This window comes from Amycolatopsis sp. WGS_07, assembly GCF_045278895.1.
Lineage (GTDB): Bacteria > Actinomycetota > Actinomycetes > Mycobacteriales > Pseudonocardiaceae > Amycolatopsis.
In genome coordinates this window covers 166,621-191,192 of sequence record NZ_CP136053.1, presented here as the reverse complement: position 1 = coordinate 191,192, position 24,572 = coordinate 166,621, and the positions used below count along the sequence as shown (strand labels likewise).

Below are 24,572 nucleotides of genomic sequence, written 5' to 3'. Positions count from 1 at the left end.
TCCTTTTCGGCGGACGATTCGACGGGCTGGGCTACTTCTCGACGCAGAACTCGCCGACCGGCCAGCCCACGTGCCGCTTGTCGGTGGCGACGTAGCCGAGCACCTGGTCGCCGGGCTTGAGTTCGGTGACGTTGAGGACGATCCCGCCCGGCCCGAGCACCCGGACGTGCCAGTCGTCCTGGACGATCAGGTTCGTCCGCACGCCTTCCTCGGAACTCGCGGTGATGCTCAGCAGCGGCCGGGATTCGAGCTTGATCCGCCCGACGACGATCCGCCGGGTACGGCCGTCCGCGCCGACCGCGAGCACCGCGCTGCCCGACTTCAGCTCGCTGAGGTAGTTGGTGCGGTTGTCCTGGCCGAGCACGTACGAGTGCAGTGCGCCGGCGTTGATCCGGAACGGGCGGGTCGGCATGTACGGCAGGGGATGCGTTTCGCTGCAGCACAGGATGAATCCGTGCGCGTAGGAGCCGACGAGCATGCCCTCGTCCTCCTCGAAATGCGTGCACGTGTCGATGCAGACCCGGTCGCCGAGCCCGCAGTGCTCGATCGATTCGACGGTCAGCTTGTTCAGCGCGAGCGACGGGGTCTTCGCCTGGAGCAGTTCGACGAGGCCGAATACGTCGTCGGCGTTGCGCGGCGCGAGGATGATCCCGTCGGAGCCCTTCTCCAGCACGTCCACGATGATCTGCGCGTCCTCGAGGCTGTTCGCCTGGCAGATCAGCGAACCCGGGGCCGGGTCCGCCGCGGCGATGACGATCTCCAGCGGGATCTTGGTCGGATCGCGGAACTGGACCACGGTGTAGGGCAGCGCGACCGCGGCGTGGCAGGCCAGGGTGAGCGTCGCGTCGTCCACGACGTTCACCAGCGCGGCGACGTTCTGGTCCCCGCCGCGGACCCGGCCCGCGAGCGCGCCGATCTCGTCGTCGTTCGCGACATCGAGCAGCGCGAGCGTGCCTTCCCCCTCGGCGGTTCCGCCGGCCAGCACCCGTTTCACCGTGTTCGGCAGGGTTTCGAGCGTGGCGAGGTCGGAGTCGACGATGGCGTCCACCCTGGCGTGGATGGCGGCGTCGACGATCGCCTCCCGCTGGTTCTCGGGGACGGAACGGATGTCGATCCAGGCGAATTTCACGGAACACCTGCCATTCGGGATTGGGGCGTGGATTCGGAGCCCAGCTCCGGACCATGGATGATCGTGGCGAGTTCGTGCACTGTCTGCCGGGGAGCCGCGCTGGTGAACACGCGGCGCCCGACCGCCAGCCCGTGACAGCCCACGGTGAGGGCGTTCGTCGCGAGCTGGGCCACGCTGGTGTCCGCACCGGAACCGCCCGCGACGACGATCGGCAGCGGGGAGCTGGCCACCACCTCGACCATGCGGTCCGGCGGCGCGGCCATCGGCACCTTGACGAGATCCGCGCCGAGGTCCGCGGCGATGTTGACCACATGCGACAGCAGCACCGGATCGCCGGGCTCGGCCAGCCGCGGCCCGCGCGGGTACATCATCGCCATGAGCGGAATGCCCCACCGGTCGCTGGCCTTGGCGACGGTCCCCAGATCCGCGAGCTGCGCGGCCTCGGTGTCCGAGCCGATGTTGACGTGCACGCTGACCGCGTCCGCACCGAGGCGGACCGCCTCGGCGACCTCGCCGACCAGAACCTTCGCGTTGGTGTCCGGGGCGTGCGCGGTGCTGGCGGACAGGTGGACCACCAGCGCGCACCGGGAAAACAGTTCCGGCTGAATCGTGCGGGCGCGCCCCTTGTGCACCACGATCGCGTCGGCCCCGCCGTCGGCGATGTCCCGGACGAGCTGGTTGAACCCGGCGGCGGTCGAGATCGGGCCGTCGGAAATCGTATGGTCGAGAGGGATGAAGAGAAAGCGGTCGTCGCCATGCCGGGACAGTCGGGCCAGTCGCAAGGATTTGCCGGTCAGGGGCAGCGTCGCCATGGCGCACCTCCTGCTCGTGGTGTCGGGCTCATGGCCATACCGTCGCAGGACCGGCTAAAGGATCGAGCGATGTCGGCGGGGACGGGCGCGGGTCGGTTAATTTCCGCCGTAGCCCGGGCGAGTTCCTCGGCAATTGATTCCCGCGGAGTTTATGGAGTTTCGCCCGAGTGGCCCGGAGGTGCGTTTATCGGGGCTTCGCGAGTCCGGGAACGGTGCGAAAGCGCTTGTGCGCCCGGAGTATCCGGGTGTTCGCGGCCGCGGCTACTTTGCGTAGTGATTTCGTTGCGGTATCGGGGCGAATGGCCGAGTTGTTGATGTTCGGGCGGTTCCCGCTTTCCACCGTTCAGCTGCGCCGATCCGGTTCATGATCTTGGTTTTCGCCGGTGGCTCAGCGGAGCGTAACGGCCACGTTTCGAGAATCACTCGTGCGGACCAGCGGGGCACGGATATGATGGCGGCTCGACGTTGTGGGGGCCCGACGGACAATCTTTGGCTTTTCGCAACCAATCGGCTGGGGGACAGTCTGATGCAATTCGGCGTTCTGGGACCACTATGCGTGGTCAAAGACGGTGTTTCGTACGTGCCGAGCGCACCCAAGGCGCGGCAGCTGCTCGCGCTGCTGCTGATCAACGCGAACGAGTTCGTCTCGGTGGACTACTGCATCGAGGAGCTGTGGTCCGCCGATCCGCCCAAGAGCGTCATGTCCACGCTGCAGACCTACGTGCTGCAGATCCGCAGGCTGCTGCGGTCCATTCCGGACGGTGACGGCGGCGAGCTGCTGCTCACGCGGAAGCAGGGGTACCAGTTGCTGGTCCCCCGGGAACGGTTCGACCGCACGATCTTCGACCAGCTGGTCCTCGACGCGCACACCGCCCTGGCGGGCAACGAGGACTACCGCGCGGCGGAGCTGTTCCGATCCGCACTCACCCTCTGGCGCGGCCCGGTGCTGGGCGACGTGCTGCCCGGCCCGGCGATTTCGGCGTACCAGCTGGAAATGAAGGAGTGCCGCCTAGGCGTGCTCGAACACCGCATCGAGGCCGACCTCCGACTGGGCCGCCACCGCGAACTCCTCGGCGAGCTGCGCAAGCTGTCCACCGCCTATCCGATGCACGAGAACATCCACGCACAGCTGATGGTCGCGCTCTACCGCTCCGGCAGGCAGGCAGGGGCGGTCCGGGTGTTCCACCGGCTGAGCCAGGTCCTCGGAGACGAGCTGGGACTGCTGCCGTGCCCGCGAATGCAGCGGCTGTACGAGGCGATCGTCGCGGCGGACAAGGTGCTGGAGGTTCCTGCGCGGCAGGTGGAAAGGGGCGCGCTGGTCTAGTCCCGGCTGACCACAGTGGACGGTCGCGGGCGAACCGACGTGGTCGCGGATCATCGGCGGCGCGCAGAAGCTGTGGGTGCGGCATCTGGGCGCGATCGAGGGTGAATGCGGTCTACCGCGACTGCGGCGACCCGCAGGGAGATCGCGGCGGCGAATGGCAGCGGCCGGTCGGGCCTTCGCCGATCCACCGGATCAACGGTGCCCCGGTGACGGTGTGGCCCCGAAGCGGACCGGCCGTTTCTCGACGTCACAGTCAACCATCCCGGGCACCTGTCGTTCCCTCTGATCATCGAGCGGCGGCGGGCCGGGCGTGCGGACTGCGGCGGTCGGAGCATCGTGCCCGGCATCAGCGTCCGGTCTCGGCCGAGGTGTTGCGGAAGGCATTGGGGGCCCGGGGCGAAACGCTCCCGCATCTTGACCCGAGTGGTCCGCGCGGAGTGGCGCCACAGGCCCGGTTCTGCTCTGTCGGGGGTTTCCTGAGCTGAACCGGTTTCGCCGCGCAATCTCTCAGAGGGGTTGTTCGCAAAACCACCGCTTGGCGGGCATCCGGGATCACCCCGCACGTGTGGGGAAGACCGTCTCACCCCTGACAGCGAAGATCGGACGGAACGGCTCTTTTCAGGTAGAGCGACCACTCGTCCGCGGTGAGATCCCGGCCCGCCGACTCGCAGGCAGCCTGGATCCAGCTTTCCGGATTCATCCTCCAGTCGACGAGCCCGCCAGGTGCGTTCTCGTAGCCGGATTCGGTGACGGATACGAGACGGTTGCCGTCAGCGGAGAAGGCCAGACTGGTGGAGACTTCCTTTGTTCCGGCGGGATGTGGCAGTACGCCGACCGATACGCCCGAGGGATAGTCGATGATGTGGGCGGTGTCGTCCGCGGATATCTCAACGATGGTGCGGTCGCCGTCGCTGACCGGTCCTACCACTGTGTTGGCCAGTCCTTGGGTCGAACCGGTTCGGGCACCGCCGTCAGCGTTCCAGACCTCCAATTCTCCGGATCTGCGTTGGATCAACAGGTGACCACCAGCGAAGGCGACACCGGAGATGTCCTCACCTTCGATCGTCCGAGTGGTGCCGTGCTCGACGGTGAACACGTGAACCTTCCGAGGGCCTGTGCCGAGGAACCCGCCCGAGGTGTCGATGACGGCGGTATGGGCGGATTGGGCGTCTACGGCAGCGTATCCCTGGCTAAGGAAGGAACTGCTGTTCCTGGTAGGGGCCATGCTGGGCGGTCCGTCGAATTGGCGAACGACCTGACCGTTCAAAAGGCGGATCCGCACGGCGCCGGAGTTGTGGAGTACGAAGATGTGTTTGCGATCCGGTGTGAGCTGCATCAGCGCCACCCCGTCGGGCACGGCCATCGCATTCGGGGCGGGAGGCCAGGTGCCGACTTCGGGCAGGCCTGGTCGAACCGCGCGGATACTGGCCGAAGCGTCCTCATCATTGACGAGGAGGATCTGGTCGGCGTCCGGCAGCCAGAACGGCGGCGAGACGTTGGACCAGAACGGCGGCGAGACGTTGGACTTGGTCGGTGACTGCACGGAGAATACGCGGGGACCTGGTGTCCACGTAATGAGTGAGGTGACGTCGCCGGGCACGACGGCGACCCCCGGCTTGCCCTGTTGCAGCCCGATGTACGGGCCCACACAGCCGTTGCATGACGTTGGGATGTCGAGCTGCGTGTACTCGGCGATGCGCGAGTACTGTCCGAGGTCCCATAGCGTCACCGCGTGTCCACTGGCCGACAGCAATGAGGTGCGGCTGGCTCCGAGGAACACCACACTCCCCGGTACGACGGGACCACCGGCGGCGAGCGCGACCGGCTCGGCAGGCTCCTGCGTGGGCTGTGTGGTGGCCGAGACGTACAGGGTCTTGTCGACGGCCTGCGCTACTGAGCTCGCGTCGGAGCTGATCGCCAGTGCAGCGGTAGGGGTCGGCTTGATCCGCGCTATCAGATTGGGCATGTCGATGTCGCTGGTTTCCTCGGTCGTCCACAGCGGGAGCTTGGGGGCGCCGTTGGTGTAGCTGACGTACCGGCCGTCGGCTGAGGTCGCCGACCCCCTGTTGTGCACTCCGAAGCCGAGGCTCTTGCCGGCCCTGTGAGTGAGCTCAGGCAGTGCGAGTCGTTCCCACGCTCCGAAGCCGCTTCCGTCGAATAGCTGCACCGTGTTGTCATCCGGGAACACGACCGAGTTCGGCGAGGAGTCCTTATAGCTGACCAGGCGGGTCTGGGTGATGCTCCCGGTGGTCCGGTCCAGCACCTGCAACGTCGGCGGCACGTCCGACTGGTCTGTCTTGCTGACCACCGCGACGAACCGGCCCGACGGCGACACCCCGATCGTCTTGGGCTGCTCGTTCTTCGGAACCCGTAGCTCGCCGGTGCCCGGTTTCGCCGACCACACCTGCACCACACCCGAGCCGATAGCAGCGACGGCGTCCCCGTTCTGGCTCGTCGCCACTTTGTCTACCGACCCCGGAAGCCGCAACACGATCTGCCCGGTGCGATCCGGCAGTGTCCAGCGATGCACGTTCCCGGTCTGCGTCGCGGCTACCACAGTGCGCCCATCCGCCGATGCCGTGGTCGCCGAGACCTGGCCGTCGGTCTGCAGCGCGCGCACCAGATGGGGGTTGGCGGTCACCGCCTGGAACAACGCGGCCCGGGCCTGAGGATTCGGATTCCGTCGATAGGATTGGACGGCGAACAGTTGCGCCAGACCCGTATCGGTGTCCTTCAGCGATACTGAGGCGGCTGCAAGCTCGGCGGCGGTCCGCTCCCGATCATTAGCCGCTTCATGCCGGGAGAACAGCACTCCGCTGACCACCATCGCCACGACGAGCGCGGTAGCCACCGCCAGGCGCCCGGTGCGCCACTGCCGGAGATGTTTGTCCGCCTGGGCAAGGGTTTCGGCGAACCGCACCAAGGGAAGATCAGCGGCGGGCACATCGCGCCGGTTCAGCTCGGGCGCGACCAGCCGCCAGCTTTTCCGTCGCACGACGTGCAGCTTCGCGTCTATCCCCGACACCGCCTCGAGCCGCTCGCCGCCTCGCAGGATCCCGGTCACCGCGGTGTGCGGACGCGGACCGTACAACAGACCGCGCAAGCTGACGCGACTAGGCCGCTGGAACAGCTTCCTCAGCCCCAGTGCGAAGGCAGCGCCTAACGAGCCGCCGTCGATCTCCGGCGGCTGCCCCGGTTCGTCGGCCAGCACGATGCGCCACAGCACGCAACGCCCAGTGCCGGGCCAGGGCGTGGCCTGCCACGCGTGACTCAACGACTCCCGGAACTCCGTGCCGGGGCTGCTGGCACCTGCCATGGCGCGCGGATCCGGGTAGAAGCCTTCGGGGCCGGCAGGGAACTCACGTAACTCCAGGACGCCGGAGACACCCTGCTCCTGGCCTTCCGGGCGGGCGAAGACCACCGAGACCCGGACCACGGGCCGGTCGCGGGGCTCTAGGCCGGCCAGCAACAGCGCTGTCAACGCGACCATGGTGACGGCGGCGGGGTCGTCCTCCGGCAAGGCGGCTACCGCGTCGAAGAACTCCACCAGCCGGCCACGCAACCGTGGCTCGACCGTGGAATCCGCACCGTCCGCGTGCAGCTCCCGGCCTGGCGGTGTCGGGTTGAGCAGCAACCGGGTGCCGGACCAGTGTCCAACCAACTCGGTCAGGGCCGGAACATCCGGCACGGTGAGGGACCGGGCAACCACATAGGCGGGATCGGCGACGGGCATCGCGCCGGAGGCTTGTCCGTTGACGAAGGTACGGACGTCCTCGGCCGCGGCACTCTCCAGCCAGCCGGGTTCGTCTCGTACAGCCTCCCGGCAGCAATGCCACCACAACAGCCGAGGTCCGGTGAGCACCTCGAAGACCGCCTGCATGCTGGTAGCGGAACCGATCTCGTCTGTTACCTTGGCCAGTTCAGCCCGATACGGCAGCTCTCTCATCGCAATGCCTGGTCGATGACGGCGGCGAGGTCCTCGGTGACGACCTCGCGGACTGCGCGCCAGGCGTGCCTGGTTGTCTGGTTCGCGGCGGCGTTGATAGAGGCAGTGATCGTCTCAGGAGCCCATAGCTTGGTCTGTTCCATCGGCAGCGCTGGTGAGCTCTGCCACGGCATTCCCGGTTCGAAGCCCGGCAACAGCAGTTGGGCCGTCGGGGGCCCAAGGCGTTGCCTGATGAGTGGGATCAGGAGGTGACGGGGACCGTACGACACAGACACCACCGCCGGGGCGGTATCGGCGTCCCGGAGCACCGCTTCGAGGCGGTATCCACCCGAGGCGCGCAGGAACAACGCCACCTTGCCATCGGGTGAGCTGGTCTCATCGATCACCCGATCGCCGGTAGCGGCCATCACCAACGAATTGGACGTGCCGAACGCCCGCTCTGGGGCGGACCGCGCTGGCTTTGCCGGAAGATCGTTGACGGTGAGCGATGCCCAGTACCGTTGCCAGAAGCCGTAGCCCGCGTGGACGCGCGCCGCGATCCTCGGCGGGTGCCCACCGCCGCTGAGGGAATCCCAGTAGCGACGCATGAAGGTCATTCGGTCGTCTCCGGAGGCAGGTTGGTTCGGCTGCTGATCTGGGTGAGCAGGCTCGGTGCGGCTGCACCCACCGCAACGGCGGCGTAGACGCCGGTCAGCTGGCTGTGAAGCAAAGCGCCCATCACAGCGCCCAGCAGCGCCCTGGTAACGGCGACCGCCAGATCAGGAGCTGGATCGAGGAACTCGCGGAGTGTGGGTTTGGGCTTGTCCGTAGCCAGTGTCTGAAGCCGTGTTTCACGCCAGGCCTGCAACCGCCCCCAGAACACGACCGCTTCCACGACCAAGCCGCCGATAGCGCCGCACCCCATGGCCGCGTACCAGGACAGCATCTGGCCCCCTCTCGCCAGATCCCAAAGGTAGATCACTGCTGTGTCGCATGGTGGAATCACCACCGGGATGGACTAAGATTGCGTCTCACGCGAAAGTTGCTCGGTGTGTAAAGATCGTTGTGGCTGGTTGTCGAATGCGATCCTAGTATTTTTGTTGCGAAGCGCTGCCCGTGGGTTGCGTGGAATGATCGATAGACGATTTAAAGGCGGTTGACGTCCGCGACTCCGCTTGAACTGCCCTGTGGCCTGGAACGAGCAATGGTTATTGTGGCTTGAATATAAACTGGTCGACTTGTTATTGACCGGTCAACCTCCTGGGAAACTGCCATCACGGTTGAGGCTCCGGTCAACAGTCGGCGCGACCCTCACCGACGCTTTGCGCAACGCCGACAGCTACCGCTCGCGCGACGTGTTCCATCTGAGCTACGCATGTCTGCTCGGCTGCTCTCCGGTCACCCGTGCGTTGCTCGGGTGCAAGAGCCGAAGCGATCCGGCGATCGACGAGAACGAAGACGGCGGCCGTGCGATCGATTTCGAAGAAGGGCTCGCGGCATCAATCTTCGTCTGCGCGGCCACGCGTGACTACCTCAGTCGCGCAACCCACGTCGACGGCGACGTCCTCGCCTCGATCGCGACCCCTACGGCCCAGTTCGAGGTCGGTGCTCGCACAGCAGCCGACTGGGAGCGTGCCGTTCTTGAGGGGGTCCGGATGTGGAAGCAGCTAGACGACCACGGTGGAAATCTTCGGTGGCGAACCCCTGAGCGGGTGCCGGTCGGATTGCTTCGAATAACCAAAACGAATAAATTCGCCACCGTGTATCCAAATACTCCCGTTAGTTTGGGGGGCACTACTCGAACACCAGGGACCAGGCATCGATGTTGGCTGCGGCTTCGGTCCGGACCGCGTTTGCGAATTTGTCGAGTCGTTCGTTGAGTTCCTCGATCTCATCCTTGTCCTCGCCGTCGGAGTGCGAGCCGCAGAGCAGGTGGCAGCCGTATATCTCGTTGAGGAGGTATTCGAGCAGTCGTGAGCGGGGTGTGCGGGATCGGGAGACCGTGTTAGCCGGGTGTTCCTGACCTGTGGGAACAGCACGGCTGGCCCCTCACTGCCAGTGGGCGGACGTCTTTTCCGCGCATGGCGGAGAAGACGTCCGCCTCGAACATCGGAGCTGTGCGCTCCTCAGCCCGTCGGCGTTTGGCTGTGGCGACGGCTTGGGACTGGTTGCCTCCTGAAACGATCGACGTCGTTGTTGCGACCTATCGTTACGAGTCGTTGGAGGTGGGTGTGGTCAAGCCAGGGCTGGTGCGGATCACTAGCACGAGCGGCAGCACTGCTGAGGTCACTCAGGTGGTCCTGCGGGAAGGCCCGCGGACGCGGCTGGTCTTCACGCCGATGCTGGTGGACAACGGGAAGGATCCCGAGGCTTCAGTGCGTGGAGAGCTGGCTTATCAGTCGAAGAACGCCGCGGACGAGTGGGAACGGGACACGCCGTTTGATCTTCGCAGCGTAGGGGCGGGTGAGAGCGTCCGGCTTAAGCTGGGCAGCGCTGAGTTGCTGCAGCTGTACAAGTGCGTGGGCGCGCTGTACGAGCATGTTGGCAATGGAGGACTTCAGTCCGGGACCAAGCGTCTCTTGCCGGTGGACGTCGGTGCCGATGTCTCGCAGATCTTGGACGCGATCGCCGCGATCGGGAAGAACGACGAAGTCAAGCGGGTCCTTGGATGGATGACGAAACAAGACCCGGCCCAGCTCGCCGAGGCGTTGCAGGAAGCGGAGCCCGAGGTCTCATCCCAGATCGTTGTCGCCGCGGGGCTGGCGCGTCTGCGCGGCTTCATCGCCGAAGCCAGTGCAGAGCTGGACAGCGCTGACGAGAAGCGCTGGCAGGAGATCATCGAGCGCAACGTGTGGGTGATCGGCCAGATCTTCTCGCATCCGCTGGTTCTGGTGAAGCGCGAGGCTTACTTGGGTGGTAAGTCGATTCGCAACACCGGCGGCAACACCGCGGATTTCCTGCTGCGCAACCAGATGACCGGTGATGCGCTGATCGTCGAGATGAAGACTCCTGCGACGAAGCTGACCACGGACGGGCAGTACCGGAACAACGCCTACCCACCGAGCAAAGAGCTCGCGGGTGCGGTGCAGCAGGTTCTCCAAGACCACCACACCTTGCGCCAGTCGTACCGGTCGCTGGTCAGCGATACGGATCCGGAGTTCCGGGTGTTCAAGCCGAAGTTGCTGCTGATCATCGGGAATCTGGCACGGGAGAACGACGCGGACCGGGTACGCAGCTTCGAGTTGTTCCGCACGAGCATGCCCGACGTTGACGTGATCACCTTCGACGAACTGGTGCAAAAGGCGAAGCTGCTGCTAGGCCTGTTCGAGGGATCACAGTGACGAGCGGTCCACCTGTTTGGCTCGGCTGGAGCTGCAACCAGCCGTGCTGGTCTTCCGACCTAGAAGTGACGTGCAGCCACGGGCGTCGTAGGACGTTAGCGGGAAGTGCAACGCATTGGGGAGTGGTGCATCGTGCTGGTCATGACTGAATGTCGGGACGATCGCCTGGACTGGCCATGCTGACCGTGCTTGAAGGCGGCGGGCAGCCGGACGACCGGTTGGCTGTCTGCGACCTTCCATTGGGACCGTGGTCGGGTGCGGAGGTGCAGGCATGGGCGAGCAAGACGGGCACCGTGTGGCACTGCGATCCGAACTGTTCAAGCCTGCGCAACCGCGCACGGACCGAGGCTTATCTACAGCCTGCCACCGGGACGATGGCCGACATCCGTCTGCCGGACCGCACGCATTGCTATCCGGCTGGAGAACTTGGCGACTACCGGCGAGCCGTCGACGCCATCGTGGCGTTCGACGAAGCCACCTGCGCCGCCACGGCCGCGCTGAAACGCCAAGATCTGACCTTGGCGGTGCTCGACGACGGCGCGCACGGTGCGAGCGCGGAAGATTCGGCTGAAGACGTCCTCGGCGGGGACCCGTTGGCGGGGTACTGGGAGAGGTGCAAGGCCCGGCGGGCACGTGTTGTGTCGGAAATCCGCAGGAAGCTCGACGACCGGCTTCCTGTCATGCTCGCTGCGGCGTGGGTGGAGAACGGTCGCACTCCGCGCCAGCATCAGGAGCGTTATGTCTCGTTCCTTAAGGTGGCTGAGGACGAGTGCGACCAACGTGATATCGACGCGACATCCGGCATTCGCAGTTTCACGAACGACAAGGTGCTCCCGTATTGGTTGGCCGGCGTCGCGCGCGGTACGTGGCCTCCGAACGAGACCAAGAAGCGTGTCGACAGGGAGGTTGAACGAGCGAAGCAGTGGAACCGCAAGGAAGGTGAAGACTTTCACCGCAGTATCCGAGAGGCTTGGCTGGCGACAGCGGCGGCGTGGACCCGCCGATTGGAAGGCGTCGCCATCGGGCATCCCGGCGAGGTTTTCGCACTGTTCCACCGGTACCGGCTCGGGCTTGGCTGGGACTTGCGCGACTTGTTCGACACCGTCATCCCGCACGCGAGCCTCGATACTCGCGAGTTCAACTGGATCGCGGCCAAAGTGCCGGCGGTGTTCAGCCTGTTCCTGACCGAACGCGAGCGTGGCCTGACCGGCCTCGTGCTGGACAACGAGCGCATGCACCGCTTCGACGCATCGACTGCCGCGTTGTTCCTGCGCAACCTCATGATCGATCTCGGGCAGCCGGACCTCGCCCGGCACGTTCGGGAACGCGGGCCGGGTGTTCGTGAACCGGAGCGCGAGACGACAGAACGGTCGTCCTCCTCCCTGCACGGCTTCGGCAGCGGTGTCTCGGACGCCAGACTGACCCGTGAGCAATGCCTGCCGGCGTTGAGCGCCGCGATAGACGGGACAGCGCTCGCTGCCGGAGCAGCACCACGTAGTCGGCGACGACCTGGCTCACGTCAATAAGACTCCTGCTAGGGAAGCGGCGAAGTGCGACCAGCGAACGGGATGCACAGCTCGGATGCTGAGCCCGAGCATGGCGAGTCTCGCGCCATGCGGAAATTTGACGTCGATGTATGTCACGGAGGTAGGGGCTGTGTGGTCGTGGAGGATACCGCCGCGGTCGCGTGAGGCTGCGGGCCCGCAGATGCTGTGTCGCCTTGTTGCCCCATTGCTGCGAGCTGGATGAGCGGAAACAGAGTTCGAGACGTGGCACGACGATGACCCGGAGTCCCCCTGCGGAGAGGTGGCGAGGATTGGCTCCGCGGCGCGATTTCCACCACGGAGCTGGAACGATCCGGTTTCCATCTCATGGTGTCGTGGAATCCTGGCAGCCGCGAATTGGTCCTCGACGATCCGACCGAAGGCTGGGACTGGACCGAGAGCATGCCTCCGCTGTGCCCCGTGGACGCGCCACTGGCGGTTTGGGCCCCCGGCCCACCCGGGCCCCATCCGCTGTAATGCTGTCCGCACACCGTGGATATGATCGGTCGCCCTCGGTATTTGCAGCTGAGGTCGAGCGCGCTGTGGGTGGCTTCCGACGGCCGGAATGCCGGTCGCGCACGTGCGCCGGTGGGGGAGATTCGTGGTGACAGCGTCGTCCAGTACGGCGGAGAAAGCCGGGCTTCCCCGCATTTTTCATATGTGGCTGGGCGGTGCTCTGGTGTCGCAGCTTGGCGACGCCGCTTTGTATTTCGCATTGGGGTGGGCGGCCTCGGCGCACGGCGGCCTGGCGGCCGGATGGGTGCTGTCGGCGGTCGCGCTGCCGCGGACGATTCTGCTCCTGCTAGGCGGTGCCGTCGGCGATCGGCTCGGAGCCCGACAGGTCATGATCATCGGTGATGCCGCGATGCTGGTCGTCGCCGTAACACTGGCTGTCGTGTCGGGGGCAACTGGGGCGCCGTTGGCCATTCTCGTGATAGCCGCTCTCATCGTCGGCACGAACGATGCCTTCTACCTGCCCTCGTCCGGATCGATGCCCCGCCGGCTCGTCGAGCCCGAACTGCTCCCGCGGGCAGTCGCGCTTCGTCAGAGCGGAACGCAGGTGATTAGTCTGGTCGGTGCTCCCATCGGCGGTGCCTTGGTGGCATTCGCCGGGCTCTCCGCAGCGGCATGGGCCGACGCGATTACCTTCGCTGTGGTGCTGGTCGTGCTGGTTATGGTGCGTCCGCCGTTCACCCCGCCGTCGCCCGCACAGCGCAAGCACATCCTGCGCGAGGTGTGGGAAGGGATCCAGGTCGCGGTCAGGACCTCCGGACTGGGACCCGTCCTGTTGCTCGTCGCGGGAGCGGCGGGATTCGTACTGCCTTTTGCTACTTTGCTGATCCCGCTGCTGGCGCGAGAACACGGATGGGGTTCGACCGGCGCGGGATTTGTGGTCGGAGCCCAGAGCATGGGCACGATCGTCGTAACCCTGATCATCAGTCGCCGCGGGATCTTCGCCCGCCCCGGCATTGTTGCCGCGCTCACTCTGGCTGTGGTCGCCGTGGGGGAACTGGCGGTCGGCTTCGCGCTGGCGCTGCTAATGGCCATCACGGGCGCGTTAGGCGTCGGCGCAGCGAGCGGTATGTTCGTCAGCCACCTCAGCCCGCTGCTCCTCAGCGCCGCTCCTGATACTCATCTCGCTCGGGTCCAGGCAATCCTCTCGGTGATCCAGAGTGTGACCCTGTTGGCGACCAACAACATCATCGGCTCGGTTGCCCATGCGCTCGGACCTCGAGCCGGGGCCCTCGTGTGTACGGCCGGGCTGCTTATGTGCGCCGCGGCGGGACTCTTCAGCCGGCCCATCCGCAGGATCGCCCGACCGGCAGGTCGGGTTGCGCGTTCTTGACGGTCTGTCCTCGAGGGCATCGTCTGAACAAGGACAGCGGACGATGGTGCTAGCCACGACACCCGCGGTTGAAATGTCCGGCGGCGTATATCGGGTTTCGGCAGCGGCACCGCGACGCTGCGCGCGGATGAGCCTGCGAGGCCTGGCCGCGGCCGGATCACTTTCTCCTGCCACGAGCCCGTGCACCCGCTCAACACGAACAGCTGGCCCGACGAACTGCCTGGCGTGCTCACTCCGGACGGGAATCCGTCCGGGGCGCTAGTCCTTGGGCAGTTCTCGTTTGGGGATGCCTGCGCTGAGGTTGGTCGCGGAGCGGCGGGACGCGGTCGGCTCAGGCGGATGGGAGCGCTGTTCGCGGTCGGCGCACCGTTGGACATGATCCGCAGGTCCGCGATGGACGTCCTATTGCCCTGGCAGGTGGACACCTACGGGCAAGGTGGCCGGCCCGCTGTTCACCATGGACGGCATCGCGTTCTTCGTCGAGACGATCTTCCCCCCGGCATCGATCGATACGCCTGGGGTCATCTCCTGCCACGACGGCACCTTCTCGTCGGGATCCCGATGAACTCAGGGCTGGGCGCGGCTCGACCAGCCCCACGATCAACTACTACGTTGAGGGAAACGCAGGACCACCCCCGCTCGCGCGGGAAAGACGCTTTGTGACCTGCAGGTTTACGGGGCTTCGGGTGCGTTCTCGTTCACTTTCCTCCGGCGGTTGTGTTGTTGGTCTGTGTGGCGGTGCGGGTTGAGGTGTCGGTGTAGTTGGGGATTCCGGGTGGGTGCGGTCACGGGCGAGGCGGTCTGTGGATGTTTATCGCCGAGTCCGAAGGCCCCGCGCTGCATTGCGGTCGTGAACGGGGCGGTGATGCTTTAGCGTGCGTGGTCGGTGGGGTCCGGCAGGCACCAGTGCCTGCCGGTGGTCCAGCCGAGGAACCGCCGTCCGGTTCCGTCGGGCGTTCGGCCGTCTTGGGGGAACCTGCCGCCTTCCACTACGTGTGCCAAACCGGTGACTGCCGGGGTGAATCGGTCGGTCAGGCCTGCTCGGGTCGCCTGCTCTGCGAGCCGATGCACGGTCGCGCGCTGGGTGTCGATGTCGCAGAAGCTCAAGAAGTACAGCGCTTGCCGCCAGGCGTAGGCCGCGTTCTTGATTGCCTGCAGGGCCGCGTGGTGGTGGTCGGTGCGGGTCGCCAGCCGGCTCACCGTCCACGTCAACGACTCGGCAGCCAGTTCGGGTGCGGATGCCCGGATCCGTTCCCGCAGATCCAGGTTGTCCACCAGAACTGCCAGGTTCTGTGTCGTGAGGATCTGGCTCTGCTCCAGCACTGTGCCGTTCGCGGCCACCGAGCGGAGGAATTTGCGCGTCGGCTGGGCTTCGGCGGCGCGAGCCTCGCATACGTCGGCGAAGTCGTCGGCGGTGTGTTTGGCGAGTGCGCGGAACGGCCGCGGCCGCGGCGTCGAAGGCCAGGACTGCGGCAGGTCGTAGTAGCGAGCGTAGAGCGTGCTCGCCATCGTGCGGCTCGCGAGTTCCGCTGCGGTGCGCCACTTCGTGGTGAAGGTTCCCATGAAGATGTCGGCGGCGACCTCCTCCACTAGCGGCATCGGCAGCCCGGCCTGTTTCGCCAGCGCGCCCAGTTCGCGGACCAGCGTGTTAGGCAGGATCGCGTGCGGGAACGCGCTGAGCGCCAGCAGCACTGTCTGGGCCAGCGTCTGGCGTGCTGCCCGGGCGGTGTCCGGACGTCGCATTCGTAATGGGTCGATCGCGTGGACCCAGGGCAGTTCCTCGATCCGGACTTGGTGTTCCAGGTCGAGCAGCAGGAGGCTTCGGCGGCGGCGGAAGGCCGCGTCGGTCTGGGCGTAGAGCGTCACGAGCTGCTCGTTTTCGAAGCTCGCCGCGAGCAGTTGTGCGGTGATCTGCGGCAGGACTGTTGCGAGGACGTCGGCTGAGGTGATCACGTTGCGCGCGACCAGTTCCTCGATCGGTGCTTCCAGAGCGCGGGCGATTTTGGCGACCAGGTGTGCGGGCGCGTCCTCGGTGATCGGCTCGATCGCCGGGATCCCGCCGTCGGTCGGGTAGCGGTCCAGCCGTTCGGCCAGCGCGGCCGCGAGTTCGGCGTGGGTGGGTCGCGCGGCGACTGCGGCCTGCAGCGCTCGCAGCGCGGCTCGCGGTTCTGAGCCTGGTTCGCCGTGTTTGGCGATCGTGTTCGCCAGGGCGCGGCGGATCCAGCCCACGTCGCGGCCGGCCAGTTCCGTGCTGTCGTGTTCGCAGGCCAGCAACGCGCGGTGCAGGCGGGCGAAGTTGCTCTTCGGGTGGGTGTGGGCGGTGGGCCTGGTGTGCTGGGCGCTCGCGCTCGCGTAGTCCGCGAGCCATTGGGCGCGGCGCTGTGCCCAGTCCCGCGGCCAGGTGCGGCATGGCCAGCCGCCGGTCACGCCGGTTTCGGCCAGCCGCGGCAGGTCGCCCTCCACGGTGTCGCACCACAGTGCGACCAACTGGTCGAACAGCGGGTGCCACACCGTCAGCGTTTCCAGCATCGCTGCAATTGCGGGCGGGGTGCTCGCCGACCGCAGCGATTCCCGGACTTCGCCGACAGTGCTCAGCCGTACCAGCGCGCCGGCTGGTCGCGGTGCCGTGCCGGGCAGTGGGGCCAGGCGCAGGCGATGCAGGTGCGGACGCAGCTCGGCGACGAGGTCGAGCGCGGCTTCGGCGTGCCCGTGGTCCAGCAGCCACGCGACGGTCGGCAGCGCGGCGTCCTCCGGGACCTCGATCCGGTAGGAGCCGGAGGCCAGCATGGTGCGCAGCGCGGCGAGCCCGGCGTCGGTGAGGTACCAGAGGTTGAGCCGTTCGCGGTCGGTCGTGCCCGGGCTGTCGGTGCACAGAGCGGCCTCGGCAGGGGAAAGCGGGACTTCGGCGAGGAAGCGGCCGGTGGCGAATCCGCCGTGTGCGACTTCGAGGGTCACCCACGCCGGAGCGTCCGCGACCGGGGTCCGCGAGCCGATCCGGAGGGAACCGTCGGCCATGCCGGTCAGGACGTCCTGCCACCGGCTTGCTTTCTCCTGTGCCCGCTTGCGAGTCGCGCTGTCCTTCGCGGACAGGGCGGTGCGCGCAGCCCGCCGCAACTGCCCGTAGGCGTACCCCGGCGACGCCGTGTGTTCCATGCGGATTCCCCCTGGTGTCAAGACTTGGAGGCAGGATTCGAACCTGCGCCCTCCCGGAATACAGCCGGGTGTTCTGCCTGCTGAACTACTCCAAGACGCGCGGGGTCGACATGGAGGCAGGATTCGAACCCGCGCCCTCCCTGTCCCGAGCCGGGCGATCTGCCGCTGATCTACTCCATGCTGTTCCCCGCACCGGAAAGCCTATGCCGCCGCAGGACAACAACGCCACCGATATCTGGCGATTCCGCTAGCCCGACGGGTGCGCGTGAATCCCTGGCACGAGGAAACCGGTAGGCGCGTGCTTGAGAACACGAGCTGCGGTCGCAGTCCATGCCGACCGCCCGCGCAAGGAGAACGCGGCCAGAACCTGCTGTGTTAGATCGCGACACGGACCCCCGCTCGCGGGGAGAACGTCGGCATCGACGGTCTCGTTCGGACGCCGCCGGGACCCCCGCTCGGGAGGAGAACCACCGGAGCTGCGCGAACTGTCCCCGGATCGCGGGGCCACCCAGCTCGCGCGGGGAGAACGTCAAGACAGCGGTCCGGCGGACGGCCCTGAGCTGGGCGGTGCTGCTCGACGATGCGGAGGTCGAGGTACGGCAGGTCGTCGATTTTCGACGAGATCCCGAAGCATGACGCCATCAGAACGGGTCGGCATCCATGAGGACCGGCCCACGTCGTCATGGCGGTGGGAGGACATCCGCGACATCGGCGACCTGCTTGAGGAACGCGTCGGATGGGCGGCCGTTGATCGGGTCGGTTTCGGCGATGACGACCAGCTTGCCGTCCAGCCGCGATCGGTAGCGCTTTCCGGTGAAACGAAAGCCTGCTGCTTCGAGAACCTCTGTTCCGAATGGGGTGACGTCGCCGGATCCGTACGTGTCTTCCAGGTTGCGGAGCTGTGCTGCTGATTCGGCCGACGGCATTTTCACCCAGGTGACCGATCCGGCGATTGTGTTTCCGTTCTTGTCTTGCACGACGAACAGCAGCTGGTCGAGCTTCTTGCACGGGTGGCGAAGGAAGAACTGCTGAACCTGGCCGTACGATTGTACGGCGCAGTGCAGGTCTTTCTCGATCTTCTTCCTGACTTCCTTGAGAGTCAGCCGTCGCCATGCCTCGGCGCGATCTCCCTTCTGCGCGGCCTTCTTGCTGTTGGCCGCGTCCGCGTCGGACACGCTCTTGGTCGTCGCAGCGTCGAGTCCGGCTCCGACCGAAGTGACTGCGTCTCCGCCGCTTGCCGCCGCCACGACTGTCGCCAAGGCTGCCGCGGCGAAAACCCCGCCTGTTTTGATCCATTTGCCGTCGGGGCCTCTGGGCTGGTTCGGGTCGAAAGGCACGCGCTGCGCTCCTGAGTCGAGTCGGGCGACGGCTCGACTTTGCCGGAACAAGAGCTGGTCGAAAACTGAGAAGACGAGAATCACCTGATCGTCTCAATGGCCGCAGTACTGTCGTGGCGCGTTTGATGCTCCCTTGCGGGATCGACATCGTTTCAACGGCTTCGCGACGCTATCCGCGAATGGAAGGGCTCGTCGACTGGCGAGATTACCCGCGGAACGCGGCTCGAGGACGTGGTCCCGGTCAGGTCTGGCTAGGCTAGCTGCGACAGGATGTGCAGGAATGCACAAAGTCACCGGACACGATCTCGGCCCATGTGTCCATCCTGGACCGGCACGTCATCGCCGGTGCTGGCGCGCTGCGGGTGCGGGAGGCATTTCAGTGTCGCCGTGCGCGAAGACGAACCATCCGGCTCAGACCCGGATGGTTCGGGCGGATCACTCCCGCTCGCGCGGGGAGCACGCGCGAAGCTGCAGACGCTCGACGAGCGGCTCGGAGGACCACCCCGCTCGCGCGCACGAACGAAGCGTCTTCGCTCCTTTTCGACCACAACGTCGATAGCAACAGCATCCAGCAGCGGGGGCTGGGGCGACCCGGGCGGTGATCACGGCGCGTCGGCCGTTCCCTCTTGGTGCCCGCGTCGGTTCGGCTGACAACGCAGATACACCGTGACATAAAGGGTGAACGTTCCGGTCGCTGTTCCCGCCCGTACGCTCGTGGCGTGCCAGAAGATGACGCCCGCGCGGCGAGCGCTCCCGAGTTCAGCTACTCCGTGCATGCGGCTGCGGAGCTGCTGCGCGCAATCGCCACAGACAACACGGACGACCTGGACCAATGGCGGACGATCTATGGCACGCTCCAGGCCGGGTTCCCCAAGGACGTAGTCGAACCGGTTGCGCGCAGAGCAGGGGAATCGTTCCGCAAAGCGGCTCGGAGCGGCACCGATCTCGGACAGGCGGTAGGCGCGCTGGTCGCAGATGTCGTCGGTGTCCTCAGCGAGACCAGCAACCGGGTCCTTACCACGACCGTCGCAGCACACGTGGCCCTGGAGAAGAAACTGCTGGAGGACCTGGCAGCCGCTACGGGCCGCACTCCGGCTGAAGTCCTCACTGAACTGGACACCTGGGTGTCCGAACAGGATCCCGATCAGTAGCACCGACGCAGTTGCTCGGCACCCGCAGTCGGTCAGGCGCTGAGGCGGTTCGCGTTGCTGCTGGTCGTCCTGCCAGTGCCCAAGTCGGTGATGTGCTGCTCTGCATTCCAGGGCGGCTCGTCCGTCCCGTGGTCACGCGCCGTCGGGCCACGGTTCCACTCCCGAGACCCTTTCGATGTTTGTTGCAACGTGGGAGTCGGTGCGGCCGATAAGACGTTTTACGTGCGTGTAGTAGGCGGTGACGTGGCTTTTCTTGATGCTGTCGGCTGCAGCGCCTCGGTGTGCGACAGCGCCTCGGAGGACGATGTACTCGTCGAGTTTGGCTCCGGCGCGCTGAGCGCTCATTCCGGGCCAGTACCAGCTGCTGGAGACTCCTTCGATGCCGACGGTCTCATCGAAAAGCTGGTTGATCTGCCTGGTCTTGGGGGTGTTGAGAGCACGGTTCCGCGTTTCTTGCAGTCGGTCGAGGCGGTCGGTTAGGACATCTCTCCAGCCGTTGCCCGCGAGCCCCCAGAGCGCGAGTTCGTTTTTGTTTTCTTTCAACTCCTTCGCGACGCGCTGGCGCAGCGCTTTGGGCAATGTGACAACGTCGTCGGCGTGTTTGACGAGGTGTTGTAGGGCTTCTGCGGCCAGGTCTTCGCAGAAGGCTTCCCAGAATGCGGTCAGCAGTACGATGGCGGACTTGTGAAGGGCCTCTACCTGCCATTTGCGGCCGGGACCGTCACCGGCCTGTTCTGTGTGAATTGCCAGGAGCCGGTCGATGTCGCCGCAGTTCCGGGTGAAAGCGAGCCGCGCATGACTGGCCATCCCGATTACCGACCTTCGTTGTTCAATGTCCCTACGGGAAGACAGACGTCGCTGCAGTCGGGCTCGTTACATGGAAACCACGGCATTCCGGAGATGCTGCGCGATCGCAGCTTGTGAGCTACCCGTCGTGATCATGTCTATCGTGACATTGCCCCGGCGCGGACAACTCAGCCACCCCGCTCGTGCGGGGAAGACACGACAGCCCAGTGTGGTGTAGCCGGTCGTGCCGGGACCACACCCCCGCCGCGCGGGAAACGACGCTGCTGATGTCGCTGATCGCGAGAAGTTCCCGGACGTCGACGAGACGCGACGACTTGTCCGGGCGCGCGCGGATGTGACCGATGACCTGTTGACGGCCGAGGAGTTCGCGGGGTTCCTGGCGGCGAAGAAGCGAAAGGTTTCGCGCAACACGTATCCGGTCGTACGAGTCGCATGTGCGGTTGTATCTGGGGCAGGTGCGACGCGGAAGTTGCGGGTGCGGCATCTGGACGCGATGTACGACGCGATCGAGGAGCACAACGAGCTGATCGCGGTCTACCGGGCCAGCGGTGACCCTGCGAAAGGTCGCGGCGGTGAAATGGCAGCGTCCGGTCGGCCCGTCGTCGATCCACTGGATCAACGGGACGCTGAAGACGTGCCTGAACCGTCCGGCCAATGAGGGTCTGCTGGCGGTGAACGTGGCGCCGCTGATGGAGCTTGCGGTGGACGCCGTTGGTGTGGACTGCCGGAGCAGACCGGTCGTTTTCTCGACGTGGCGGCGCATATCGGGTTGCGGCGGGGCGGGGCGAGGCGTGTGGGAAGCGGCGCTCGGAGATCGATCTCGCCGCCGGGGAGGTTCGGGCGTCGAACCAGATCGTGCAGTGGGGCTGGGAACCGGCGAGACTCCGCCGAAGACGAACGAGTCGGTGAACGCGGTCGCGATCGACCAGGACACCGCCCTGGTGCTGGCGCGGCGTCTGGCCGTGCAGGACGCGGAACGAGAGCGCGTAGGAATGCAGTGGAAGGGACTACGACCTGGCCTTCACTCAGTGGGACGGCAGTCCGCTGCATCCCGCGCATGTGACCGACGTGTTCTACGAGTTGTGCCGGCTGGCCGGGTTGCCGCCGATCCGGTTGCACGATATGCGCCACGGCGCGGCGACACCGGCGCTCGCTGCAGGGGTAGAGATGAAGGTGGTGCAGCGGATGCTGCGGCGCTCCTCGATCACCGTCACCGCCAACACCTACTCCACCGTCCTGCCTCAAGTGGCGTTCTCGGCGGGGAAGCGACGGCGGCGATCGTCCCGCGGCAGCAGACGCGAAGTCTCGGGCTCGCCGACGACCACAATGGACAGTCCGGAACCGGAAGAAATCCTTCCAGAAAACCAAAAACCCCAGGTTAACGTTTCCGATAACCTGGGGAGTGAGGGTGCGCCATCAGGGACTCGAACCCCGAACCCGCTGGTTAAGAGCCAGCTGCTCTGCCAATTGAGCTAATGGCGCTTGGTGCTTCCCGCCGCTGTGGTTTCCCTCGGCGACGTGGAAAAGATTAGCAGGGCGTTCAGGCCCCGTTCCAGGGGGTCCCCTTTCCGGTGCGCCGGGGCAACAGCCCAGGTCAGCGACGGTAACCCGCCGTGAACCCGGGCCAGCGACCCTGCCATAGGAGGTGCCCGGGCGGGTGCGAAGCCTTCGTGACCTGCGCGACACCAGCAGTCTAACCCCGGAAATGACAAAAACCCCGGCTCCGCCGAATGATCTCGGTGAAGCCGGGGTGCAAGGGTGGCTAACGGGGCTCGAACCCGCGACCTCCTGGACCACAACCAGGTGCTCTACCAGCTGAGCTATAGCCACCATCTGGCAAAAAGATCTCGCGATCGCCTTGCTGGAAGCAATCCTAGCGGGTGCCCGCGAGCGCTTTTCAGGGGGTCACCCTCGGTGGCGTTCCAGCACTTCGGCGGCGGCGGCCTTGGCCTCGTCGCTCGTCGGGCCGGGCTGGGGGACGAAGGCGATCGAGCGGTAGTACTCGAGTTCGCCGACGGACTCCCTGATGTCCGCGAGCGCGCGGTGGGCCAGGCCTTTCTCCGGCTTGGCGTAGTAGATCCGCGGGTACCAGCGGCGCACGAGTTCCTTTACCGACGAAACGTCGACCATCCGGTAGTGCAGGTGGTTGTCGAGTTCCGGCATGTCGCGGGCGATGAAGCCGCGGTCGGTGGCGATCGAGTTGCCCGCCAGCGGCGCGCTGGCCGGGTCCGGCACCCATTCGCGGATGTACTCCAGCACGCGCTGCTCGGCCTCGGCCAGCGTGGTCGTCGAGGCGCGGACTTCGTCGGTGAGGCCGGACTTGGCGTGCATGTCGTGGACGACCTGCGGCATGCCGTCGAGCTTGGCGTCGTCGGCGTGGATGACGATGTCGACGCCCTCGCCCAGCACGTTCAGGTCGGCGTCGGTCACCAGCGCGGCTATTTCGATCAACGCGTCCTTGCCGAGGTCCAGCCCCGTCATCTCGCAGTCGATCCAGACAAGATGGTCGTTCACCCGCACCACCCTAACCCGACACGGGGATATCAGCGGCGTCACCTGCGCTTCCGGCGCGTTACGCTCGGTCAGCCAGTGCAGCGAGGTGTGATTTCGGACTCGGAACGGGGTGCGGCCAGTGGCCGAGCAAGCGTCGGGACCAGCGGCGGAGATCGCGCAGGGATACGTGAGCGACGGGGCGGCGGTCGAACTGGGCGCCGTCGTGATCGACGGGAAGACCGAAGCGTCGGCCGCGGTCCGGCTGCCGTTGGCGACCTTGAACCGGCATGGTCTGGTCGCGGGCGCGACCGGTACCGGCAAGACCAAGACGCTTCAGTTGATCTCCGAACAGCTGTCCGCAGCCGGGGTTCCGGTCGTGCTGGCCGACGTCAAAGGCGATCTGTCCGGGCTGTCCGCGCCTGGCGAGGCGAGCGACCGCACCGCGAAACGGTCCGCGGAACTCGGTGATGACTGGGCGCCGGCGGCGGGTCCGGTGCAGTTCTTGTCGCTCGGCACCAGCGGCACCGGGATTCCGGTGCGCGCGACGATCACCAGCTTCGGCCCGGTCCTGCTGTCGAAGGTGCTCGGGCTGAACGAGACCCAGGAATCGACGCTCGGCCTGATCTTCCACTGGGCTGACCAGCGCGGTCTCGCCCTGCTGGACACGAAGGATCTCCGGTCCGTCATCACGCACCTGACCAGTGACGAGGGCAAGGAAGACCTCAAGGGCATCGGCGGGGTGTCCGCGGCGACGGCGGGCGTCATCCTGCGTGCTCTGTCCAATCTGGAGGCTCAGGGCGGCGAGGAGTTCTTCGGCGAGCCGGAGCTGGACGTCCACGACCTGATGCGCCAGCAGGACGGCAAAGGCGTCATCACCCTGCTGGAGCTGGACAACCTGCAGTCCAAGCCAGCGCTGTTCTCCACGTTCCTGATGTGGCTGCTGGCCGAGCTGTTCGAGGAGCTGCCCGAGGAGGGCGACCTCGACCAGCCGAAGCTGGTGTTCTTCTTCGACGAGGCGCACCTGCTGTTCTCCGACGCGTCGAAGGCGTTCCTGGAGCGGATCGAGCAGACGGTGAAGCTCATCCGGTCGAAGGGCGTCGGCGTGTTCTTCTGCACGCAGCTGCCCACGGACATCCCGAACAACGTGCTGTCCCAGCTCGGCGCCCGGGTGCAGCACGCGTTGCGCGCGTTCACGCCGGACGACCAGAAAGCGTTGGCGCGCACCGTTAAGACGTATCCGAAGTCGCCGCACTACGACCTCGAGACGGCGTTGACGTCGCTGGGGATCGGCGAGGCGATCGTGACCGTGCTGTCCGAGCGCGGGGCACCGACGCCGGTCGCGTGGACGCGGCTGCGTGCGCCGCGGTCGAAGATGAGATCGATCGGGGCGGACGCGATCCGCGCGGCGGTCGCGTCGTCGGAGCTGAACGCGAAGTACGGCGAGACGATCGACCGGGAGTCGGCGTACGAGAAGCTGGCAGCCAAGGCCGTGCCCGCCGCCGAGCCTTCCGCGCCGGCCGCGGAACCCGAGGCTCCGGCCGCGCCCAAGGCGGAGAAGGAAGAGCCGGGGTTGCTCGCGCAGGCGTTGAGCAACCCGGCGGTGAAGTCGTTCATGCGCTCGGCGGCGAGTTCGCTCGGGCGCGAGTTCACGCGCGGGCTGTTCGGCAACCGGCGGCGTTGAGATACCTGACAGGAGATGGCAGGTATCGG

17 protein-coding genes, 4 tRNA genes and 1 pseudogene are annotated in these 24,572 nt (G+C 66.3%); 9 read left to right on the top strand and 13 right to left on the bottom strand.

Going from position 1 to position 24,572, the window contains the following annotated elements; translation table 11 throughout:
- Window positions 1-31 precede the first annotated feature (31 nt).
- Complete coding sequence (locus RPX00_RS00840; protein ID WP_406636446.1) at window positions 32-1,129, bottom strand: 3-dehydroquinate synthase II family protein; 1,098 nt, start codon at window positions 1,127-1,129, stop codon at window positions 32-34.
- Window positions 1,126-1,941 carry a 2-amino-3,7-dideoxy-D-threo-hept-6-ulosonate synthase gene (locus RPX00_RS00835; RefSeq protein WP_406636444.1) on the bottom strand — a complete coding sequence of 272 codons (816 nt, stop codon included), beginning with the start codon at window positions 1,939-1,941 and terminating at the stop codon, window positions 1,126-1,128. Before RPX00_RS00835 ends, RPX00_RS00840 begins: the two co-directional genes overlap by 4 nt.
- 580 nt (window positions 1,942-2,521) lie before the next feature.
- On the opposite strand from RPX00_RS00835, the gene RPX00_RS00830 reads away from it, so the two are divergent.
- Window positions 2,522-3,265 carry a BTAD domain-containing putative transcriptional regulator gene (locus RPX00_RS00830; protein ID WP_406636442.1) on the top strand — a complete coding sequence of 248 codons (744 nt, stop codon included), beginning with the start codon at window positions 2,522-2,524 and terminating at the stop codon, window positions 3,263-3,265.
- 580 nt (window positions 3,266-3,845) lie between these two features.
- Here the strand turns inward: RPX00_RS00830 and RPX00_RS00825 are convergent.
- Genes RPX00_RS00825 through RPX00_RS00815 form a run of 3 tightly spaced genes read right to left on the bottom strand, consistent with a single transcriptional unit; the run spans window position 3,846 to window position 8,136 of the window.
- The gene (locus RPX00_RS00825) at window positions 3,846-7,211 is read right to left on the bottom strand and encodes a hypothetical protein (RefSeq protein ID WP_406636440.1); all 3,366 of its coding nucleotides are present in this window, start codon (window positions 7,209-7,211) and stop codon (window positions 3,846-3,848) included.
- Window positions 7,208-7,807 carry a hypothetical protein gene (locus RPX00_RS00820; RefSeq protein WP_406636439.1) on the bottom strand — a complete coding sequence of 200 codons (600 nt, stop codon included), beginning with the start codon at window positions 7,805-7,807 and terminating at the stop codon, window positions 7,208-7,210. The genes RPX00_RS00825 and RPX00_RS00820 overlap by 4 nt, the downstream gene beginning before the upstream one ends.
- Complete coding sequence (locus tag RPX00_RS00815; protein ID WP_406636437.1) at window positions 7,804-8,136, bottom strand: hypothetical protein; 333 nt, start codon at window positions 8,134-8,136, stop codon at window positions 7,804-7,806. Before RPX00_RS00815 ends, RPX00_RS00820 begins: the two co-directional genes overlap by 4 nt.
- A gap of 241 nt (window positions 8,137-8,377) precedes the next feature.
- On the opposite strand from RPX00_RS00815, the gene RPX00_RS00810 reads away from it, so the two are divergent.
- The 4 genes from RPX00_RS00810 (at window position 8,378) to RPX00_RS00795 (ending at window position 13,921) form a co-directional block, all read left to right on the top strand.
- The gene (locus RPX00_RS00810) at window positions 8,378-9,070 is read left to right on the top strand and encodes a hypothetical protein (protein WP_406636435.1); all 693 of its coding nucleotides are present in this window, start codon (window positions 8,378-8,380) and stop codon (window positions 9,068-9,070) included.
- 201 nt (window positions 9,071-9,271) lie between these two features.
- A complete protein-coding gene (locus RPX00_RS00805) occupies window positions 9,272-10,531 on the top strand; it encodes a Shedu immune nuclease family protein (RefSeq protein ID WP_406636433.1) in 1,260 nt (419 codons plus the stop codon).
- Between the two features lie 176 nt (window positions 10,532-10,707).
- Window positions 10,708-12,057 carry a hypothetical protein gene (locus RPX00_RS00800; RefSeq protein ID WP_406636431.1) on the top strand — a complete coding sequence of 450 codons (1,350 nt, stop codon included), beginning with the start codon at window positions 10,708-10,710 and terminating at the stop codon, window positions 12,055-12,057.
- Window positions 12,058-12,679: 622 nt separating this feature from the next.
- Window positions 12,680-13,921, top strand: a complete 1,242-nt coding sequence (locus tag RPX00_RS00795) for an MFS transporter (RefSeq protein ID WP_406636429.1) — start codon at window positions 12,680-12,682, stop codon at window positions 13,919-13,921.
- An 870-nt stretch (window positions 13,922-14,791) separates the two neighbouring features.
- Here the strand turns inward: RPX00_RS00795 and RPX00_RS00790 are convergent.
- The 4 genes from RPX00_RS00790 to RPX00_RS00775 form a co-directional block, all read right to left on the bottom strand.
- The gene (locus RPX00_RS00790; protein WP_406636427.1) at window positions 14,792-17,074 is read right to left on the bottom strand and encodes a hypothetical protein; all 2,283 of its coding nucleotides are present in this window, start codon (window positions 17,072-17,074) and stop codon (window positions 14,792-14,794) included.
- A 22-nt stretch (window positions 17,075-17,096) separates the two neighbouring features.
- Window positions 17,097-17,169, bottom strand: a tRNA-Tyr gene (locus tag RPX00_RS00785).
- 13 nt (window positions 17,170-17,182) lie between these two features.
- Window positions 17,183-17,254, bottom strand: a tRNA-Pro gene (locus tag RPX00_RS00780).
- Window positions 17,255-17,754: 500 nt separating this feature from the next.
- Window positions 17,755-18,411 (bottom strand): hypothetical protein, encoded by a 657-nt coding sequence (locus tag RPX00_RS00775; RefSeq protein WP_406636425.1) that lies wholly within the window; start codon window positions 18,409-18,411, stop codon window positions 17,755-17,757.
- Window positions 18,412-19,130: 719 nt separating this feature from the next.
- Between RPX00_RS00775 and RPX00_RS00770 the strand changes: the two genes are divergently transcribed.
- Complete coding sequence (locus RPX00_RS00770; protein WP_406636423.1) at window positions 19,131-19,562, top strand: hypothetical protein; 432 nt, start codon at window positions 19,131-19,133, stop codon at window positions 19,560-19,562.
- Window positions 19,563-19,694: 132 nt separating this feature from the next.
- Here the strand turns inward: RPX00_RS00770 and RPX00_RS00765 are convergent, their stop codons facing one another.
- Window positions 19,695-20,369: a HEPN domain-containing protein gene (locus tag RPX00_RS00765; protein WP_406636421.1), complete on the bottom strand. Its 675-nt coding sequence runs from the start codon at window positions 20,367-20,369 to the stop codon at window positions 19,695-19,697.
- 334 nt (window positions 20,370-20,703) lie between these two features.
- Between RPX00_RS00765 and RPX00_RS00760 the strand changes: the two genes are divergently transcribed.
- Window positions 20,704-21,027: a hypothetical protein gene (locus RPX00_RS00760; protein WP_406636419.1), complete on the top strand. Its 324-nt coding sequence runs from the start codon at window positions 20,704-20,706 to the stop codon at window positions 21,025-21,027.
- A 401-nt stretch (window positions 21,028-21,428) separates the two neighbouring features.
- Window positions 21,429-21,545: pseudogene (locus RPX00_RS00755) on the top strand (hypothetical protein); the annotation flags it as partial.
- Window positions 21,546-21,778: 233 nt separating this feature from the next.
- Here RPX00_RS00755 and RPX00_RS00750 read toward each other — a convergent pair.
- The 3 genes from RPX00_RS00750 to orn form a co-directional block, all read right to left on the bottom strand.
- A tRNA-Lys gene (locus RPX00_RS00750) sits at window positions 21,779-21,851 on the bottom strand.
- A 275-nt stretch (window positions 21,852-22,126) separates the two neighbouring features.
- Window positions 22,127-22,199: transfer RNA gene (locus RPX00_RS00745), tRNA-His, on the bottom strand.
- A gap of 75 nt (window positions 22,200-22,274) precedes the next feature.
- Window positions 22,275-22,883: an oligoribonuclease gene (gene orn / locus RPX00_RS00740; protein ID WP_406636417.1), complete on the bottom strand. Its 609-nt coding sequence runs from the start codon at window positions 22,881-22,883 to the stop codon at window positions 22,275-22,277.
- Window positions 22,884-23,001: 118 nt separating this feature from the next.
- Here orn and RPX00_RS00735 point away from each other — a divergent pair, with 118 nt between their 5' ends.
- Window positions 23,002-24,543: a helicase HerA-like domain-containing protein gene (locus RPX00_RS00735; protein WP_406636415.1), complete on the top strand. Its 1,542-nt coding sequence runs from the start codon at window positions 23,002-23,004 to the stop codon at window positions 24,541-24,543.
- Window positions 24,544-24,572: the final 29 nt, after the last annotated feature.

Excerpts from the sequence above, each read along its gene's own strand:
- RPX00_RS00835 (WP_406636444.1), bottom strand. The coding sequence starts at position 1,941 with ATGGCGACGCTGCCCCTGACCGGCAAATCCTTGCGACTGGCCCGACTG.
- RPX00_RS00825 (WP_406636440.1), bottom strand. The coding sequence starts at position 7,211 with ATGAGAGAGCTGCCGTATCGGGCTGAACTGGCCAAGGTAACAGACGAG.
- RPX00_RS00820 (WP_406636439.1), bottom strand. The coding sequence starts at position 7,807 with ATGACCTTCATGCGTCGCTACTGGGATTCCCTCAGCGGCGGTGGGCAC.
- RPX00_RS00815 (WP_406636437.1), bottom strand. The coding sequence starts at position 8,136 with ATGCTGTCCTGGTACGCGGCCATGGGGTGCGGCGCTATCGGCGGCTTG.
- RPX00_RS00805 (WP_406636433.1), top strand. The coding sequence starts at position 9,272 with ATGGCGGAGAAGACGTCCGCCTCGAACATCGGAGCTGTGCGCTCCTCA.
- RPX00_RS00800 (WP_406636431.1), top strand. The coding sequence starts at position 10,708 with ATGCTGACCGTGCTTGAAGGCGGCGGGCAGCCGGACGACCGGTTGGCT.
- RPX00_RS00790 (WP_406636427.1), bottom strand. The coding sequence starts at position 17,074 with ATGGAACACACGGCGTCGCCGGGGTACGCCTACGGGCAGTTGCGGCGG.
- RPX00_RS00765 (WP_406636421.1), bottom strand. The coding sequence starts at position 20,369 with ATGGCCAGTCATGCGCGGCTCGCTTTCACCCGGAACTGCGGCGACATC.